Annotated in this window: 18 protein-coding genes; 8 read left to right on the plus strand and 10 right to left on the minus strand. The window is 61.6% G+C overall.

Annotated features, from left to right (window positions below):
- Window positions 1-110: 110 nt before the first annotated feature.
- The 4 genes from ACVC5H_RS01285 to aptA all read right to left on the minus strand — a co-directional run bounded on the left by ACVC5H_RS01285 (window position 111) and on the right by aptA (window position 4,737).
- Window positions 111-1,304, minus strand: coding sequence for an ABC transporter substrate-binding protein (locus ACVC5H_RS01285; RefSeq protein ID WP_489620617.1), 1,194 nt, complete (start codon window positions 1,302-1,304; stop codon window positions 111-113).
- On the minus strand, window positions 1,301-1,591 hold the full coding sequence (locus ACVC5H_RS01290) for a hypothetical protein (RefSeq protein ID WP_489620618.1): 291 nt from the start codon (window positions 1,589-1,591) through the stop codon (window positions 1,301-1,303). The genes ACVC5H_RS01285 and ACVC5H_RS01290 overlap by 4 nt, the downstream gene beginning before the upstream one ends.
- Window positions 1,592-1,881: 290 nt before the next feature.
- On the minus strand, window positions 1,882-3,375 hold the full coding sequence (locus tag ACVC5H_RS01295; protein ID WP_489620619.1) for a CoA-acylating methylmalonate-semialdehyde dehydrogenase: 1,494 nt from the start codon (window positions 3,373-3,375) through the stop codon (window positions 1,882-1,884).
- Window positions 3,376-3,408: 33 nt separating this feature from the next.
- Window positions 3,409-4,737, minus strand: coding sequence for an omega-aminotransferase AptA (aptA, locus tag ACVC5H_RS01300; protein WP_489620620.1), 1,329 nt, complete (start codon window positions 4,735-4,737; stop codon window positions 3,409-3,411).
- A 338-nt stretch (window positions 4,738-5,075) separates the two neighbouring features.
- On the opposite strand from aptA, the gene ACVC5H_RS01305 reads away from it, so the two are divergent.
- From ACVC5H_RS01305 to ACVC5H_RS01315, 3 genes are read left to right on the plus strand one after another with little or no spacing between them, the layout of a single operon-like run.
- The gene (locus ACVC5H_RS01305) at window positions 5,076-6,494 is read left to right on the plus strand and encodes an aminotransferase-like domain-containing protein (protein ID WP_489620621.1); all 1,419 of its coding nucleotides are present in this window, start codon (window positions 5,076-5,078) and stop codon (window positions 6,492-6,494) included.
- A gap of 55 nt (window positions 6,495-6,549) precedes the next feature.
- Window positions 6,550-7,032, plus strand: coding sequence for an AAA family ATPase (locus tag ACVC5H_RS01310; RefSeq protein ID WP_489620622.1), 483 nt, complete (start codon window positions 6,550-6,552; stop codon window positions 7,030-7,032).
- A gap of 44 nt (window positions 7,033-7,076) precedes the next feature.
- Window positions 7,077-7,562 carry a GrpB family protein gene (locus tag ACVC5H_RS01315; protein WP_489620623.1) on the plus strand — a complete coding sequence of 162 codons (486 nt, stop codon included), beginning with the start codon at window positions 7,077-7,079 and terminating at the stop codon, window positions 7,560-7,562.
- A gap of 218 nt (window positions 7,563-7,780) precedes the next feature.
- Here the strand turns inward: ACVC5H_RS01315 and ACVC5H_RS01320 are convergent, their stop codons facing one another.
- Window positions 7,781-8,707, minus strand: coding sequence for a DMT family transporter (locus ACVC5H_RS01320; RefSeq protein WP_489620624.1), 927 nt, complete (start codon window positions 8,705-8,707; stop codon window positions 7,781-7,783).
- A 124-nt stretch (window positions 8,708-8,831) separates the two neighbouring features.
- Between ACVC5H_RS01320 and ACVC5H_RS01325 the strand changes: the two genes are divergently transcribed.
- Window positions 8,832-9,779 (plus strand): LysR family transcriptional regulator, encoded by a 948-nt coding sequence (locus tag ACVC5H_RS01325; protein ID WP_489620625.1) that lies wholly within the window; start codon window positions 8,832-8,834, stop codon window positions 9,777-9,779.
- Window positions 9,780-9,842: 63 nt separating this feature from the next.
- Window positions 9,843-10,415 (plus strand): GNAT family N-acetyltransferase, encoded by a 573-nt coding sequence (locus ACVC5H_RS01330; RefSeq protein ID WP_489620626.1) that lies wholly within the window; start codon window positions 9,843-9,845, stop codon window positions 10,413-10,415.
- Here the strand turns inward: ACVC5H_RS01330 and ACVC5H_RS01335 are convergent.
- Together ACVC5H_RS01335 and ACVC5H_RS01340 are read right to left on the minus strand one after the other, a co-directional pair.
- Window positions 10,405-11,037, minus strand: coding sequence for a TetR/AcrR family transcriptional regulator (locus ACVC5H_RS01335; protein WP_489620627.1), 633 nt, complete (start codon window positions 11,035-11,037; stop codon window positions 10,405-10,407). The two genes, ACVC5H_RS01330 and ACVC5H_RS01335, sit on opposite strands and share 11 nt — an antisense overlap.
- Window positions 11,038-11,240: 203 nt before the next feature.
- Entirely contained in the window at window positions 11,241-11,687 is a 447-nt protein-coding gene (locus ACVC5H_RS01340; protein WP_489620628.1) for a DUF2214 family protein, read from the minus strand.
- Between the two features lie 187 nt (window positions 11,688-11,874).
- On the opposite strand from ACVC5H_RS01340, the gene ACVC5H_RS01345 reads away from it, so the two are divergent.
- Both ACVC5H_RS01345 and ACVC5H_RS01350 read left to right on the plus strand, forming a co-directional pair.
- Entirely contained in the window at window positions 11,875-12,180 is a 306-nt protein-coding gene (locus ACVC5H_RS01345) for a cupin domain-containing protein (RefSeq protein WP_489620629.1), read from the plus strand.
- Between the two features lie 16 nt (window positions 12,181-12,196).
- Complete coding sequence (locus ACVC5H_RS01350) at window positions 12,197-12,838, plus strand: HAD family hydrolase (RefSeq protein WP_489622636.1); 642 nt, start codon at window positions 12,197-12,199, stop codon at window positions 12,836-12,838.
- A gap of 7 nt (window positions 12,839-12,845) precedes the next feature.
- On the opposite strand, the gene ACVC5H_RS01355 is transcribed toward ACVC5H_RS01350, so the two are convergent.
- From ACVC5H_RS01355 to ACVC5H_RS01365, 3 genes are all read right to left on the minus strand, one after another.
- On the minus strand, window positions 12,846-13,571 hold the full coding sequence (locus ACVC5H_RS01355; RefSeq protein ID WP_489620630.1) for a DsbA family protein: 726 nt from the start codon (window positions 13,569-13,571) through the stop codon (window positions 12,846-12,848).
- A gap of 81 nt (window positions 13,572-13,652) precedes the next feature.
- Window positions 13,653-14,264 (minus strand): NAD(P)-dependent oxidoreductase, encoded by a 612-nt coding sequence (locus tag ACVC5H_RS01360; protein WP_489620631.1) that lies wholly within the window; start codon window positions 14,262-14,264, stop codon window positions 13,653-13,655.
- A gap of 96 nt (window positions 14,265-14,360) precedes the next feature.
- Complete coding sequence (locus ACVC5H_RS01365) at window positions 14,361-15,257, minus strand: MBL fold metallo-hydrolase (RefSeq protein ID WP_489620632.1); 897 nt, start codon at window positions 15,255-15,257, stop codon at window positions 14,361-14,363.
- 121 nt (window positions 15,258-15,378) lie between these two features.
- Here ACVC5H_RS01365 and ACVC5H_RS01370 point away from each other — a divergent pair, with 121 nt between their 5' ends.
- Window positions 15,379-16,305: a LysR family transcriptional regulator gene (locus tag ACVC5H_RS01370; protein ID WP_489620633.1), complete on the plus strand. Its 927-nt coding sequence runs from the start codon at window positions 15,379-15,381 to the stop codon at window positions 16,303-16,305.

The raw sequence follows: 16,305 nt of genomic DNA on the forward strand, positions 1-16,305 counted from the left end.
TGGACCCGGAGCCACGCCTTCGATACGCCGCTGGCGCAGCTACTCAGTCCGAACGGGGTGGGGCGTGCCCGACGTCAGCACAGCCCCATCAACGCCACATCAGCGCCACATCACAGCTTGCACTGCGTCTTCTCCAGCGGCAGGAAGGACTTGCCGGAAGAAACGATGTCCGCATAGTCATTCTTGTTGGCCATTTTTGACTTGGCCTTGCCCTTGAGCAGGTAGTAGTTCTTGATGACCTGGTGATCGCCCTTGCGGATTTCCTCGGTGCCGGTCAGGCCTTCGTACTTCATGCCTTCCATGGCCGCGATCACCGCCTTGGGATCGGTGCTGTTGGCCTTGATAATGGCGTCCAGGATGATCTTGGTACAGATGTAGGAACCGGCCAGGCTGTAGTTGGGATCGATCTTGAGGTTGTCGTTGACCAGCTTGACGAATTCCTTGTTGAAGGGAGAATCGATGGCATGCCAGTACTGCGCGCCGAAGTACACGCCCTCGCAGATATCCGCGCCCAGGGTCTCGAACTGTTCCAGCCCCGAGGCCCAGGCCATGAGGATGGTGCAGTTGTTCTTCATGCCGAAGCTGACCGCCTGGCGCAGCGTATCCGAAGATTGCGAGCCGAAGTTCAGCAGCAGCAGCACGTCCGGCTTGGCGGCAATGGCATTGGTGAGATAGCCGGAGAATTCCTTTTCGGTCAGCGAGTGGTAGCTGTTGCCCACGTGCTCGATGCCCTTTTCCTTGAAGATGTTCTTGGCCGCCGACAGCAGGCCTTCGCCGAACACGTATTGCGGCGTGATGGTGTACCAGCGCTTGGCGTTGGGCAGCTTTTCCAGCAGCGGGCGCACGGTCTGTTCGATGGCGCCGAAGGTCGGCACCGACCAGCGGAAGGTGGCGCGGTTGCACTCGCTGCCGGTGATTTCATCGGCACCGGCGGTGGTGATGAAGACCGCGCCGGCCTTGTCGGCTTCCTTGCCCATGGCCAGCGCTTCGCCCGAGAGGATGCCGCCGGCGAAGAAGCGCGTGCCCTTCTCGATGGTCTCCTGCATCTTGCGCACGGCGGTGGCGGGTTTGCCTTCGGTGTCGAGGGTGACGTAGCTGGTGCTCTTGCCCAGCACCTTGCCGTATTTCTGCAGGGCCAGCTTCATGCCCATGTCGGCGAATTTGCCATTGGCGGCAAAGGGCCCGGACATCGGCACCGGACAGCCGAAGGCAATGCTCTCGGCCTGGGCAAAGACATCGCGGTAGCTCAATGCGCCGGGCGCGGCCAGTGCGGACAGTTTCAGGAAATTGCGACGGCTGATCATGCTTCTTTCTCCCTCGAGGTGAACGATTGACAGATGACATCCATGGAATTGCGCAACAAAGCATTACCGTTCGTCAACGCAAGTTCCATGCCCATGTCTTCCAGAAAAATTAGGAAATTACGGCATGAGAATATTGCGTGGACACAGGAAATCCTCCGCCAGGCACGGGCGGAAAAGAGAGGAGCAACAGGAATGCGCTGCCTGTTGCGCATGACGCAAGGCAGTGACGTGATGACGTCAAAACGCTGCAGCAGCGCGTCTTTGCGCCGCGTGGCGTGAGCCAGCATGGGGCTCCTCCTGCCGCTCCGAAGAGCGGGTCTCCAATAGAGTGTGGCCGTTCTCCCGTGCTGCCGGTGTGTCTCCACCGGTCGTCCACGACGGTCTTGTTTTCTAAGTCTTCTTGCTTTTGGTGCAGGCCTTCACGTCATTTCCTGCGGGCTGAGTCAGGCTGATCTTTTCTGCACCGTGCCTGACGTTTTCTGCACCAACACAACGATGGCCGGGGCCCGGCCAGATCCTTCATCATACGTGTGCACCAAAGAAAAACGGCATGAAAATTTCATGCCGTTGATCCTGTTTATTTCATCTGCGGGAAAGCGAATTCCGCACCGGCACTGGCCGTATTGGGCCAGCGCTGCATCACCGCCTTGGCCCGGGTGTAGAAGCGCACGCCTTCCGGTCCGTACATGTGATGGTCGCCGAAGAGACTGCGCTTCCAGCCGCCGAAGCTGCTGAAGGCCATCGGCACCGGCAGCGGCACGTTGACCCCGACCATGCCCACTTCGATCTGGCGCACGAACTCGCGGGCCACGCCGCCATCGCGGGTATAGACAGCCACGCCATTGCCATACTCATGCGCATTGATCAGTTCGACCGCGCTGGCGATGTCCGGGCAGCGCAGCACGCACAGCACCGGGCCAAAGATTTCTTCCTTGTAGACCGTCATGTCCGGGGTGACGTGATCGAGCAGGGTGCCGCCCACGAAGAAACCCTTCTCGAAGCCCGGCACCTGATAGCCACGGCCATCCACCACCAGCGTCGCGCCTTCTTCCACGCCACGGCCGATCAGGCTTTCGATGCGTTCCTTGGCCGCAGCCGTCACCACCGGGCCCATTTCCGCACCGGCGGCCATGCCTTCGTTGATCTTCAGGCTGCGCGCACGTTCGGCCAGGGCCGCCACCAGTTCATCACCGGCGCTGCCCACGGCCACCGCCACGGAGATCGCCATGCAGCGCTCGCCGGCCGAGCCGTAGGCCGCGCCCATCAGGGCATCCACGGCCAGTTGCATGTCGGCGTCGGGCATCACCACCATGTGGTTCTTGGCGCCGCCCAGGGCTTGCACGCGCTTGCCCTTGGCCGAGCCACGGGCATAGATGTATTCGGCAATCGGGGTCGAGCCGACGAAGCTGATGGCCTTGACCTGCGGATGATCCAGCAGGGCATCGACAGTCACCTTGTCACCCTGCACGACGTTGAAGACGCCATCGGGCAGGCCCGCTTCCTTCAAGAGATCAGCGATCAGCAGCGAAGCCGACGGATCGCGTTCGGAAGGCTTCAGCACGAAGCAGTTGCCACAGGCAATGGCGATGGGGAACATCCACATCGGCACCATGGCCGGGAAGTTGAACGGCGTGATGCCGGCCACCACGCCCAGCGCCTGGCGCATCGACCAGGCGTCGATGCCGCGGGCGATCTGGTCGGTGTATTCGCCCTTGAGCATCTGCGGGATACCGGCGGCGAACTCGACGATCTCGATGCCGCGCGCCACTTCGCCCTGCGCATCGGAGAAGGTCTTGCCGTGTTCGCGCACGATGATGCGGGCGAAGTCATCGGCCCGTTGCTGCATCAGCTGCAGGAAGCGGAACATCACTCGCGCGCGCGTCAGCGGCGGGGTGTTGGACCAGGCCGGGAAGGCGGCCACGCCGGCCTTCACCGCCACATCGACCTCATCGGCCGTGCCCAGCGCCACCTGCGCCACCGGCACGCCCTGGGCCGGGTTGAAGACATCGGCGTAGCGCCCGTTCTTGGTATCGACGCGCTGTCCGCCGATGTAGTGTGCAATCTTTTCCATGAATCTTTCTTGCGTCATTGCGTGAGGATGAGGTCAGGCCAGGGTCTTGAGGATGGCCGCCAGCTTGCCGAACAGTTCGTCGATCTGCTGCTTGTTGATGATCAGCGGCGGCGACAGCGCGATGATGTCGCCGGTGACGCGGATCAGGATGCCGTCATTGAAGGCGCGCACGAAGGCGTCATAGGCGCGGGCGCCGACGCGGCCGGGGATGGAGGACAGCTCGATGCCGGCGATGAGGCCAATGGTACGCACGTCGATCACGTGCGGCAGGCCGCGCAGGGCATGGGCGGCTTCCTGGAAATAGTCCGCCACCGCTTGCGCATTCTCCAGCACGCCTTCGGTCTGGAACACCTCCAGCGACGCCAGGCCGGCCGCGCAGGCCAGCGGGTGGCCGGAATAGGTGTAGCCGTGGAAGAGCTCGATACCGTCCGGGCCGTTCATGAAGGCATCGTGGATTTCCTTCTTCACGAACACCGCGCCCATCGGCACCACGCCGTTGGTGAGGCCCTTGGCGGTGGTGAAGATGTCCGGTTCCACGTCGAAGTAGTCGGACGCAAAGGGCGTACCCAGGCGGCCGAAGCCGGTGATGACTTCATCGAAGATCAACAGGATGCCGTGCTTGGTGCAGATCTCGCGCAGGCGCTTGAGGTAGCCCTTGGGCGGGATCAGCACACCCGTGGAGCCGGCTACCGGTTCCACGATCACGGCGGCGATGTTGGAGGCGTCGTGCAGGGTCACCAGGCGTTCCAGCTCATCGGCCAGGTGCGCGCCGTATTCCGGCTGGCCCTTGGTGAAGGCGTTCTTTTCCAGGTTGTGGGTGTGCGGCAGGTGATCCACGCCCGGCAGCAGCGCCGTGCTGAAGGTCTTGCGGTTGCCGCCGATGCCGCCCACCGACATGCCGCCGAAGCCCACGCCGTGATAGCCGCGCTCGCGGCCGATCAGGCGGGTGCGGGTGGCGTTGCCTTTGGCGCGGTGGTAGGCCAGGGCGATCTTGAGGGCGGTATCCACCGATTCCGAGCCGGAGCCGGTATAGAACACGTGCGCAAAGCGGTCGCCCGTATAAGCCTTGAGGCGCTCGGCCAGTTCGAAGGCGCTCGGATGGCCCAGCTGGAAGGAGGGCGCATAGTCCAGCGTAGCCACCGACTTCTGCACCGCCGACACGATCTTCGGATGGGCGTGGCCCAGCGGTACGCACCACAGGCCGGCGGTGCCGTCCAGGATGGCATTGCCGGCGTCGTCGCGATAATGCATGCCTTCGGCGGACACCAGCATGCGCGGCGCGGTCTTGAAATTGCGGTTGGCAGTGAAGGGCATCCAGTAGGCCGACAGGCTGGAGGGATGCGTTTGGTCTTGGCTGGACATGGCAGGCACCGTGAAAAAAATGGAGAAATTGGAGAATCAGTCGAGGGTGCTTGATTATTGCCAGACAGTGGCCGTATTGTTAGCTACACTTTTGATTTTCGCTCGAAACTGTATTGGTCTGGAAGGCGAACTGTATTGCTCACTCTGCCGGGAAGCGGGTGCTTCCGTTGGCCACCCAGGATGTCGTGATACCCGCTATCCATCGGGAATACGCCATGATCCGGGTGTATGGCGGTACCAATACAGTGACCAATACAGTTTGGAATTTCTCCCTACACTTTGGCTCGCGGCAGCAATGCAGTGCTCCGCCAGCCCAACACTTTGCCCGAAAGGATGACATGGCCAAGCCTGCGCGCGCGCCGCTGCAACTGGACCTGAGACGCAAGACCGGCGAGCGCCTGCTGGAGCAGGTGACCGCTGGCCTGGCCGGCCTGATCGAGACGGGGGAATTGCGCTCCGGCGAGCGCCTGCCGTCGGTGCGCCAGTTTGCCCAGCACCACGACATTGGCTCTTCGACCGTGGTGGAAGCCTACGAGCAGCTGGTCGCACGCGGCATGCTGCAGGCCCGGCGCGGCGCCGGTTTCTTCGTGGCGGCGCGGGCCGGGCAAGCGGGCACGCGCGCGGTCTTCGTGCCGCCCGAGCCGGTGATCGACTCGGCCTGGCTGCTCTCGGAAATGTTTGCAGATGAGCGCGTGCCCATCAAGGCCGGCTGCGGCTGGCTGCCCGGCAAGTGGCTCAACGACGAGGGACTGCACCAGGCCGAGCGCCGCATCATCCGCTCCCCCGGCGCGCAGCAGGTCGGCTATGGCCATCCTTACGGCTATGCGCCGCTGCGCCAGCTCATCACGCAATTCCTCGGGCATTGGGCGCTGGAGCTGGGCATCGAGCAGGTGCTGACCACCCACGGCGCCACGCAGGCGCTGGACCTGGTGATCCGCACCATGACCAAGCCGGGCGACACGGTGCTCATTGACGATCCCGGCTACTGCAATCTGATCGCCATGCTGCGCCTGGCCGGCCTGAACGTGATCGGCGTGGCACGCACACCGGGCGGGGTCGATACCGACATGCTCGATACGCTGGCGCGCACGCATCACCCCAAGATGTTCTTCACCACCAGCGTGTTGCAGAATCCGACCGGCACCTCCTATACCCCGGCTTGCGCGATGCGTGTGCTGCAGGCTGCTGAACGATATGGTTTCTGGGTGGTGGAAGATGACATCTTCCGCGAACTCGGCCAGGCCACCGATCCCATGCTGGCTGCGCTGGATGGCTTGCAGCGGGTGATCTACGTGGGCAGCTATTCCAAGACCATCGCGCCCTCGCTGCGGGTGGGCTACATCGCCTGCCAGCGCGAACTGGCGCGGCAGATCGTGCATACCAAGATGGTCTTGACGCTCACCAATTCGGAGATCAATGAGCGGCTGGTACACAATGTCCTGACCGAAGGTCATCACCGCCGCCACGTGCAGACGCTCAATGCCACACTGCTCAATGCCCAGGCCACCCTGAATGCCAAGCTCACCGAAGTCGGCCTGACGCCCTTTACGGCGGCGCGCGGCGGCATGTTCAGCTGGGCCACCATCGAAGGTTGCGAGTTGTCGGCACGCGAGATCGCGGACAGGGCGCGGCAGAAGGGCATCTGGCTGGCGCCGGGGGATTTCTTCCATCTGTCGGCGCCGCACAAGACCAGTTTCCGGTTCAATGTGGGGTATGCGGATGTGCCGGAGTTGTTTGATTTTTTGCGGGGGTTGTGAGCATCATCGGCGGCGGCAAAAAAATTCTTTTGATAGCGAAGCGTCACCTCTCGGCATGCATCTCAATCCCGACCATTATCTGCAGACAGAATCCGGCCGCCAATTCAGCATGGAGCGCAATGCCGCTGCATGGGAGCAGTTGTACCTTGATTTGTCCGACGCGCTGCGAACTGCGCCCCGCAAGGTCGTCATGGTGCTGGGAATTCAGGGATCAGGAAAATCGACCTGGGTCAGCAAGCGGTTGTCAGCGTCGGACCAGACGATCTATGTGGACGCAACGTTCGCCACGGCGCTTCGCCGCGCGCGCGTCATCGGCATCGCGCAGGCTTCGGGCGTGCCCGTCGCGGCGGTTTGGATAAGGGTCAGTCTGGAGACTGCCTTGCGCCGTAATGCGGGGCGGTCGCCGGATGAGATTGTTCCGGAGGATGCCGTCGCCAATGTTTTCAAGCTCTTCGAGCCCCCGTCTGTGGTGGAAGGGTTCAGCGAGATTCACATTCTCGATGAACAATTCAATGTGGTACAGGAAGATACGGATTGATTCTTTCGGCGTGTTTAGACAGAGAATTGAAGGAGGTCAAGCACATGTTTGATGATGCCGATGTATTCAGAATCAAGTCACCAGACCTTCGCATGATGCGGCGTGAGCGGATACGCGTAGTTCGCTTTCTCAGAGAATTGCTTCCCTATGCAGACGTCAGGGAAGTCGGCAGTACGGCGGTGCCCGGCGTGATTGGGAAAGAAGACCTGGATTTTGCGATTAAGGTGAGTGCGGACAAGTTTGACTGCGCCAGGATGTTGCTCGATACGAGTTTCATCCGCAACCCCAATCAGCTATCCGACCACTGTATCCAAGGTTACAACGTAGAGTCGGGTCTGGAGGTTTCCTTGCAACTTATCGTCCGTAACAGTCCATACGATATTTTCGATTCGTTCTTCTGCATGCTCAAGCAAGATGCCGAGTTGAGAGATGCCTACAATCGGCTCAAGATGCAATGGGACGGCAAATCGATGCAGGCGTATCGTCAGGCGAAAGATGCATTCATAGCCCAAGCGCTTTCAAGGGCTTGACGTTGAGTTTTCACTTCATGGAGACTTTTCATCGAAACGAAGGGCCACGCCGGTTCTGCCAAGAAGGGTTTCATCAAATATTGGCGCAATGTTGGCGGTGATTGATCAGGCCGCTCAAGTCCATCAATTTCTATGGCGTCTTTCCAGAATTTCAACCATGACGTTTTCTGCACCAAGTCCTATCCGCGCCATCCTTGCTGGTAATGCACGCGCTGGATTTACTGGCGCCGAGGCCGCAACACCAGCCACGTAGAGCTCACGATCAGCAAGCCCCCGACCCACCCCTGCAAGGACATCTGCTCCTTCATCCAGAAGACCGCAATGAGCGCCCCCCAAAGCGGCTCACTGCCCATCAGCAAAGCCACGCGCGACGGGCTGGTGCGGGCGGCGGCATAGTTCTGTACGAAGAAGGCGAGGATCGTGCAGAGCAAGACGAGAAACGCCATCGCCCACCAGAACGACGGCGTGGCCGGAACAGCTACCCAGCCCGGACCGGGCGCGACGGTCATGAGAATGAACGAGCCAAGGGTCATGACGCCCATCTGTACGGCCGTCAGGGTGAGGGCGGGCAATCTGAAGAGCAGGCTCTGGCGGCGTGTCATGCAGACCATGACGCCGCGCAGGAGGGCGGCCAGCACCATCAGGGCATCGCCCCACGTCAATCGGGAAAGATCGCCGCCGCCCTGAAATGCCAGCAATGAGGCACCGAGAAACGATAAGCCACAGGCCATCAGCGCCGAACGGCCTGGACGCTCTCCCAGAAGAAGCCATTCGCAAAATGGCGTAAAGACTACGCACAGACTGATCAGGAAGGCGGCATTGGAGGCCGTCGTCAGCGATACTCCAAAGGTCTCGCTGACAAAAATCGCCAGCAGAATTGCGCCCAGCAAGATGGCCCCTGCCAGTGAGCTTTTCCATGACGCGACTGCAGTGATGCCGCGTAATGCGGGGGCCAGCAAGAGAAACGTCAAACCAAAACGTAGTACGAGGAACTGCAGTACGGGCAGCTCGGTCGTGGCAAGTTTGGCGGCGCTGTAGCTGCCGCCCCAGATTACAGCGACCAGGAGCAGCAGCCATTGAACAGGACTGAGCAGGAGTCCAACCCGATTTCCGGATGCAGGGTGTAGGGTGCAAGGTTTGCTCATGATGTCTTATCGTTGGGGATGCGCATTTCGCTTCCGGCGCAGGTGAGAGTTGAATCAGTGGGTGTATTGTCTTGATGCCGGGGAGGTCTGACTAGATGGGTAGCAAGAACAGGAGTTGTGCCGCATGAGAACAAATGATCTGGCCGAGGTATTGCATGAGCTTGTCACGTTCGTGCAGGTCGTGGAGTCCGGCAGCTTTTCGGAAGCGGCCCGGCAGCAGGGCATGACGCCTTCGGCCGTCAGCCGCCAGGTGGCGCGGCTGGAAAAGATGATGGGCGTCTCGCTGTTCCAGCGCACGACACGGCAACTGCGTCTCACCGAGGCAGGATTGGATGTGCTGGAGCACGGACGGAAGATGGTCGCGGCCGCAAGGGCCACGCTCCTGGCTGCGGAAGGCCATGCAGGCTCGCCCAAGGGGCTGGTCAGGCTGAGCGCGCCCAAAGCCTTTGCCCGCCACATCCTGCAGCCGGTGCTGCTGGCATTCCTGAAATCCTATCCCGAGGTCGATGTACACCTGCTGGTGGTCGACCGGGCGGTGGACCCGCTGCGCGAAGGGGTGGACCTGGTGATCCGTCTGACCGATGTCCCGCCGCAAGGCATGGTGGCGCGGCCCCTGCTGCCGGTCAGGCAATTGCTGCTGGCCAGCCCCGATTATCTTGCTGCCCATGGCCCGATCCATCATCCGGAAGACCTGATGAGCCATAGCTGCCTGACGCTAGGCGAGGAGGAACGTGATAATCGCTGGCGTTTCGTTTCCGGTACCGAATCGGCAGAGATCATCGTGGCGGGGCGGTGTTCGGTCAATCACAGCGAAATGCGGCTGGCGGCCATTGAAGCAGGTATTGGCGTGGGTTGTGTTCCCGATTTCGTGGGCAAGGAAGCGTTGGCGGCCGGGCGTGTGGTGCACCTGCTGCCGCAATGGAATGTCGATAGCAACTATCAGGGCGTGGCCTATCTGCTTTTCCCGGCGTCTCGCCATATCGCGCCCAAGATGCGGGTGCTCATTGACTATCTGGTGGAGGCGCTGCAGTCGCAAGCAGCAGGGAAGCACGCCGTTGAAGAGGTCTCCTGACAAGCCGTCCATCTGGCTTCTGGCGAGGCTTTCAGCTGAATCATTTTTGATTGGATGGCGACCATGATCTTGCTCTCAACAAGGCGTCTGACCTCAAGTCCGCCGTCCCATGCTGACGCAGAAGAACTGCTCCGCTACTACACGCGCAACAGAATCCATCTGAAACCCTGGGAACCGGAAAGAGGCGATGACTTCTTTACCGTGGCCGCAATGGAAAAACGCATTCATGACATGGCCTCCGCGATAGAGGCGCAACAATCATTGCACCTGCTCCTGCGCGACAAATCTACCGGTGTCATGGTGGGCGAGTGTGGATTTACCAATATCGCGCGAGGTCCGTTCCAGGCATGTCATCTCGGTTTCTCGCTGGACCTCGCATTCCAGGGACAGGGCCTCATGCACGAAGCGTTGACCTTCGCCATCGGCCATGTTTTTTCAACGCTGGAATTGCATCGCATCATGGCAAACTATCGACCCGAGAACGGGCGCAGTCATGCCTTATTGCAGCGCCTGGGATTTCAGCAAGAAGGGTGCGCGCGTTCCTACCTGAAGATCGATGGGGAGTGGCGAGACCATATCCTGACCTCGCTGATCAATCCGGCAGACCGCAAGCTGAGCGGGAAGCTCATCGAGTAGTAGTCTGGTGGGATGCCTTGGGCGCCATTCCCTCCAAAAATATCTCGATGGATGCCTCTGCCGATTGCAACCGTTCATGCAGTTGGGCCTCGGTCGCCTTCATCATCCCCACTGCCAGCAGCGCCGAGAGGCCATGCACCATGCCCCAGCAGGCGTGCGCATGCGCACGCGCATCACCTGTACGCAGCAGGCCAGCAGCCTGCCCGGCTGACACAATTTGCATCAGCACATCGAACAGGCCCGCAGCCGTGTCGACCAGGGGCGCGCCGGACTGCGGCTCGGCCAGCGTGGTGAACATGGCATTGAGCAGGCGCGGATTGTGCAGGCCGAACCTCACATAGGCCAGTCCGCAAGCCTTCAAGCGCGCGCGATGCGCATGGCACTCCCACTCATCGGCAGCAGCGCGGCATTGCCCCGTCAACTCCTCGAAGCCTGCGATCACGACTGCCTCCAGCAGTGCGCGCTTGTCGCTGAAATGGCGATAGGGCGCAGCATGGGAAACGGCCATGGCCTTGGCCATCTCCCGCAGCGAAAGCTGTTCCCAGCTGGCGTTTTCGAGCTGCAGTCTGGCATAGCGCATGAGAGCGGATTTCAGGTCGCCGTGGTGGTACGTGGAGCTCATTGTAAATTTATGTTGTCAGTGGAAACATTGAGGTGCAATAATCGTTGCATCGCTTCAGGTGAATCGATGCGGACATCCAAATGTCGCAAACACTCAATGATACCAAGGGGGAACGCCATGACCATCGATATTGCCGACCTGCTGGCCCAGCAGCTGGGCGGTAAGGTCAATCGGTCGGCCAGTGCGGACCTTCTCCGTGTTCATCAATAGCCCAGTCCGCGAGCCATCATCGGCGCCAACAGCAAAAGAAGCGGAAACAGCAGAAGTTGCGCACCCATCCAGCGCCGCACTGGCTGCAGCATCTGCACTTGCGGTGCCTCGCCGGCGCGTTTCCAGCGCAGAATGTGCAGCGTGGGCTTGATCGAGAGCAGACCTACCAGGGCAAAGCAGGCCAGCTTGGCCCAGAACAACGGGTTGCCCAGGTAGAACGCCGCGCCCTTGGCTCCCCACATCACACGCGCAGCGCCCGCCAGCAGCATCAGGCCGGCCAGTGCCCCATAGCAGAGATCCAGACCGGCCAGCAGGCGCAAGCGCTGCGCGGGGAGCGGGCCGCTCAGCAGGACCCATTCGCTCAACAGCACGGCCGGCAGCGAGAAGGCGCAGAGGTGATGGGCCCACGCCAGCAGGGCGTCGATGACGAGGGCGCTCATGGGTGCAGGCACATGACGCTGCGCCGGGGCGATGAGAGCAGGAAGAAGCGCATGATCCGCTTTTAATGTTTACAATGAAAACATTAAAAGCGAAAGGCTGTGGTTTGTCAATTTGTTGCTGGAGCGCAGCTTGCGACTATTGATGAAATGCGTTCTACAATTAAGCTTTTTCCATCAGGTTAATCCGATGCCCCACACGAATCTCAATGAAATTGCAGAAAAATTGCCTGAATTCTGGAAATCAAAAATCATCGGGCAATCTGGAAATTGCAATATCAAAATTCTCAAGATGGATGGTCAACATTATCCGGACGAGACACATGACTACCATGAAGCATTGATCGTCATTAAAGGGAAAATGCTACTGGTCGTGAATGACGAAAAGATAGAAGTCGCGGAAGGGGAAATGTATCTGGCCACGGCAGGAGTGCCACACTCCGTCGCGCCTGGAAGTCATGGCACCCTCATGATCATTGATCCGATTGGAGGCTGACATGTCGAGCCAGACCATGACGTTTTCTGCACCAAGCCCCATCCGCGCCGTCGTCTTCGATTTCGGCGGCGTACTGCTGGACTGGAACCCGCAGCATCTGTATCACAAGCTGATCGCTGACGAGCAGGAGCGCCACCACTTCCTCACCCACATCTGTTCACCCGAATGGAACGTGCAGCAAGACGGTGGCCGCACCCTGGCCGAAGGCACCGCGCACCTGATCCGGCAGCATCCCCGGCATGAGGCGCTGATCCGTGCCTTCTATGACCGCTGGATCGAGATGCTGCCTGGCCCATTGCCCGAGGGCGTGGCCTTGCTGCGGGAATTGCATGCGCAGCAGGTGCCGGTGTTTGGCCTCACCAACTGGTCCGCTGAGACCTATCCGCATGCGCGGGACTATCACGATTTCCTGCAGCTCTTTCTCGATATCGTGGTCTCGGGCCATGAGCGCTGCATCAAGCCCGAGCCGCGCATCTTCCAGATCGCGCTGGAGCGCTACTCACGGCATCTGCCCAATCTGAAGCCGGAGGAACTGGTCTTCATCGATGACCTGCAAAAGAATATCGACGGCTGCCGCGCGCTGGGCTGGCGGGGTATCCATCACGTCGATGCCGCAGCAACCCGGGCGCAATTGCGCGCATTGGGCCTGCCAGTCTGAATCAGGTTCAGTCGCAACGGCCCGTCTGCAGGTCGCACCGGGCCGGCGCGCTCACCGATGCGTCCACTAGCGCGGCCGCCGTCTCATCACGCAGATAGCTCGCCCACTGTTCCGGCTGCCCCAGCCAGCGTCCGGTATCGAGCACCTCCAGCGTATCGCCCCGCTGCAGCACGAAGGTCGGGAAGCCCCGTCCGCCGACGGTGTTCAGCAATTCACGGCTGGCCTCGATGTGTTCGGCCAGTTCTTCCGCCTCCACACGCTGCATCTCGCTGGCGAAGGCAGTGGGCTCGATGCCCAATGCCTGCGCCAGTTCGGTCAGCGTCGCCAGTTCTGAAATGCGCCGTCCATGCTGGTAATGCGCGCGCTGGATCGAGGCCAGCATGTCCAGCCCGGCCGCCTCGCCCTTGATCGCCTGCACCGCCAGCACGGCGGCAATCGGCGGGGCCGAGTCGAAGACGGCTTCGGTATCTCGCAGCAAGCCATTGAAATACTGTTCGCCAAAGGCCTGCCCGGTCATCAGCGCGATCCGCTGGTCATGCGGCATCACGTATTCGCGCAACTGCGCATCGACGCGGCGGCGGTTACGTCCGGCCATCATGCCGCCACCGTGCGCCTGCACCGGCAGCACCGCGCGCGCCGCCGCCACCAGTGGCGCGGCGCCGTAGCACCAGCCGCACAGTGGATCGTGGATGTAGTGGAGCACGGTGTCGTGCGGGGTGGCGGAAGTGCTCATGATGCGATGTCCTTGAACTTGAATGATGTTGCACCGGGCCTGACGTTTTCTGCACCATCACGCCCGTGATGTGAACAGGCCCTAGTAGCCCACGGTGAAGCGTGTGCGTACGTGCCTGGGTTGTTCCAGTTCGTCCAGCAGGGCGACGGCGTAGTCTTCATAGGAGATCCAGCTCTTGCCATCGGCACCGACCAGCAGTTCGTCCTTGCCCAGGCGGAACTGGCCGGTGCGCTCACCGGGGACGAACATGGCCGAGGGCGACAGGTAGGTCCATTGCAGCTCGGTTTCCTCACGCAGGGCATTGAGGAAATCACGGCCACCGGAAGCCTCGGGCATGTAGGCGGCGGGGAAGTCCGGCGTATCGATGAGAGCCTTGCCCGGTGCGATTTCCAGGCTACCCGCGCCACCCACGACCGCCAGGCGCTTGACGCCAGCGGCCTTCACGGCGGGCAGCAGGTCGGCGGCGCCGAAGGCGGTGAAGCGGCCGCTGGAGATCACCACGTCGGCGCCCTTGATGGCCACGGCCAGGGCGCTGGCGTCCTTGACGTCGGCCGAGACGGCGGTCACGCCGGTGCGCTGGGCGATCTTGCTGGCGTCGCGGGCAATGGCGATGAGGTTGTGGCCGCGGCGCAGGGCTTCGTCCACGATGCGGGTGCCGACGTTGCCGGAGGCGCCGATGAGTGCGATTTTCATGAGGGTTCCTTTCTGAGGTGGAGGGGCTGCGAGCAGATTGGGAGCAAATCGAGCCGGGGTCAAGTCAGGTTGACGTCAGGATCAACTCAGGCCACTTCAGGGCCACTTCATTTCACCCTTGATGACCTTGGCCGAGAGCTCCAGCGAGCTGGTGTCGCCCAGGTCGGGGTAGCGCTGTTTCATGGCGGCGACCAGGGCATTGGCATCGGCGGCCTTGGCAGCTTCCTGGTCAAAGGCCTTCAGGTAGTCACGGGTGAAGCGTACCGAAGCGATGTCCAGCGGTGCACCGGCGGCATAGTGGCCGGGCACGACGATGGCGGGCTTGAGTTTTTCAATGCGGGCCAGCGTGCCGAGCCAATCCTTGCGGGATGTCAGGCTCTGTGTGTCAGCCACCCAAACGTGGATGTTGCCGGCCACGACCACGCCGCCGACCACGGCCTTGAGCGAAGGAATCCAGACGAAGCTGCGCTCCGGCTGCGGACCGTCCAGGCCGATGATTTCCAGCTTGCGGCCTTCCAGCATCAGCGTCTTGCCCTTGAGCACTTCGGGGAGAATGGTGGCGTGCGGGGCATTGTCACCCAGCTTGGGGCCCCAGTAGGCCAGCTTGCCGGCAGCGGTTTGCTTGATGTGTTCCACCGTCGGCGCGGAGGCGACGATCCTGGCGTCCGGGTAGGCGGCGTGCAGGGTTTCCAGGCCGAAGTAGTAATCCGGGTCACCGTGGCTGATGTAGATGGTGGTCAGCTGCTTGCCGCTGGCGCGGATCTTTTCCACCAGCTGCTGCGCTTCGCGCTGGCCGAACTGGGCATCGACCAGGATCGCTTCGCGCTCACCCGAGACCAGCACCGAGCTGACCGGGAAGATGGCTTCCTTGCCAGGGTTGTAACTGTCCAGCTTGAGCGGCGCGGCAGCCTCGACAGCGGCGGCGGACAAGGCCAACAGGCCCGTGATAGCCATGGCCAGCAGCGGGCGCAGCAGGCGGGTACGTGAAAACATGAGGACTCCGTGAAGGTGATGTGGGTGTCAGGAGTGGTCATCATAGGATCGCTTTTGATTTCGAAAAACAGCATAATCGATCACAGTTTGTTTCTGAAATCGTTCAAATCAGGAGGGGCGGATGGATCGCTTGACGGCCATGCAGGTCTTCGTGGCGGTGGTGGATGGCGGCAGCCTGTCGGCGGCGGCGGAACAGCTGGACTTGTCGCGTCCGGTGGTCTCGCGCTACGTGGCCGAGCTGGAAGACTGGGTGGGTGCGCGGCTGCTGCACCGGACCACGCGGCGCATCTCGCTGACGGCGGCCGGTAACGAACTGCTGCCGCGCTGCCGCCAGATGCTGGAGTATTCCGAGGACATGCGCCACGCCCTCGATGCCCCCGACGAAACCCCGCGCGGGCTCTTGCGCATCACCGCCAGCACCTCCTTTGCGCAGACCCAGCTGATCCAGGCGGTGGTGGACTACGGGCGCCGCTATCCGGGCGTGGCGGTGGACCTGCTGGCGCTGGACCGCACCGTGAACCTGGTCGAAGAACGCATCGATCTGGCCATCCGCATGACCAACCGGCTTGAGCCCAACCTGATCGCGCGTCCGCTGGGCGTGTGCCGCTCGATCATCTGCGCCACGCCGGACTACCTGGCCCGCCACGGCCTGCCGCGCAAGGTGGAAGACCTGGCCCTGCACAATTGCCTGACGCACTCCTATGTGGGACGCAGCCTGTGGCAGTTCGATCCGAAAAGGAAAAGCGCCAGGGGCGGCAAGCGCAGTGCGGCGTCGAAGACGCAAACCGTTGCTGTCGGCGGCAGCATCAGTGCCAACGAGGTGACGGTGCTGCTGCAGGCGGTGTTGGCGGGGGTGGGCATCGGCCACATGCCGGCCTACACGGTCGCGCCGCTGGTGGCCAGTGGCCAGCTGGTGCAATTGCTGCCAGACTATGAGCCCCTGCAACTGGGCATGTATGGCGTCTATGCCTCGCGCAGGCACATGCCGGCGACATTGCGGACCATGCTGGATTTCCTGGCGCAGCGGTTTGCCGGCCAGCCGTTCTGA

The sequence above is a fragment of the Herbaspirillum sp. Her3 genome, assembly GCF_057961275.1.

Coding starts and splice junctions, on each gene's coding strand:
- ACVC5H_RS01285 (WP_489620617.1), bottom strand. CDS start 1,304: ATGATCAGCCGTCGCAATTTCCTGAAACTGTCCGCACTGGCCGCGCCC.
- ACVC5H_RS01290 (WP_489620618.1), bottom strand. CDS start 1,591: ATGCTGGCTCACGCCACGCGGCGCAAAGACGCGCTGCTGCAGCGTTTT.
- ACVC5H_RS01295 (WP_489620619.1), bottom strand. CDS start 3,375: ATGGAAAAGATTGCACACTACATCGGCGGACAGCGCGTCGATACCAAG.
- aptA (WP_489620620.1), bottom strand. CDS start 4,737: ATGTCCAGCCAAGACCAAACGCATCCCTCCAGCCTGTCGGCCTACTGG.
- ACVC5H_RS01305 (WP_489620621.1), top strand. CDS start 5,076: ATGGCCAAGCCTGCGCGCGCGCCGCTGCAACTGGACCTGAGACGCAAG.
- ACVC5H_RS01310 (WP_489620622.1), top strand. CDS start 6,550: ATGCATCTCAATCCCGACCATTATCTGCAGACAGAATCCGGCCGCCAA.
- ACVC5H_RS01315 (WP_489620623.1), top strand. CDS start 7,077: ATGTTTGATGATGCCGATGTATTCAGAATCAAGTCACCAGACCTTCGC.
- ACVC5H_RS01320 (WP_489620624.1), bottom strand. CDS start 8,707: ATGAGCAAACCTTGCACCCTACACCCTGCATCCGGAAATCGGGTTGGA.
- ACVC5H_RS01325 (WP_489620625.1), top strand. CDS start 8,832: ATGAGAACAAATGATCTGGCCGAGGTATTGCATGAGCTTGTCACGTTC.
- ACVC5H_RS01330 (WP_489620626.1), top strand. CDS start 9,843: ATGATCTTGCTCTCAACAAGGCGTCTGACCTCAAGTCCGCCGTCCCAT.
- ACVC5H_RS01335 (WP_489620627.1), bottom strand. CDS start 11,037: ATGAGCTCCACGTACCACCACGGCGACCTGAAATCCGCTCTCATGCGC.
- ACVC5H_RS01340 (WP_489620628.1), bottom strand. CDS start 11,687: ATGAGCGCCCTCGTCATCGACGCCCTGCTGGCGTGGGCCCATCACCTC.
- ACVC5H_RS01345 (WP_489620629.1), top strand. CDS start 11,875: ATGCCCCACACGAATCTCAATGAAATTGCAGAAAAATTGCCTGAATTC.
- ACVC5H_RS01350 (WP_489622636.1), top strand. CDS start 12,197: ATGACGTTTTCTGCACCAAGCCCCATCCGCGCCGTCGTCTTCGATTTC.
- ACVC5H_RS01355 (WP_489620630.1), bottom strand. CDS start 13,571: ATGAGCACTTCCGCCACCCCGCACGACACCGTGCTCCACTACATCCAC.
- ACVC5H_RS01360 (WP_489620631.1), bottom strand. CDS start 14,264: ATGAAAATCGCACTCATCGGCGCCTCCGGCAACGTCGGCACCCGCATC.
- ACVC5H_RS01365 (WP_489620632.1), bottom strand. CDS start 15,257: ATGTTTTCACGTACCCGCCTGCTGCGCCCGCTGCTGGCCATGGCTATC.
- ACVC5H_RS01370 (WP_489620633.1), top strand. CDS start 15,379: ATGGATCGCTTGACGGCCATGCAGGTCTTCGTGGCGGTGGTGGATGGC.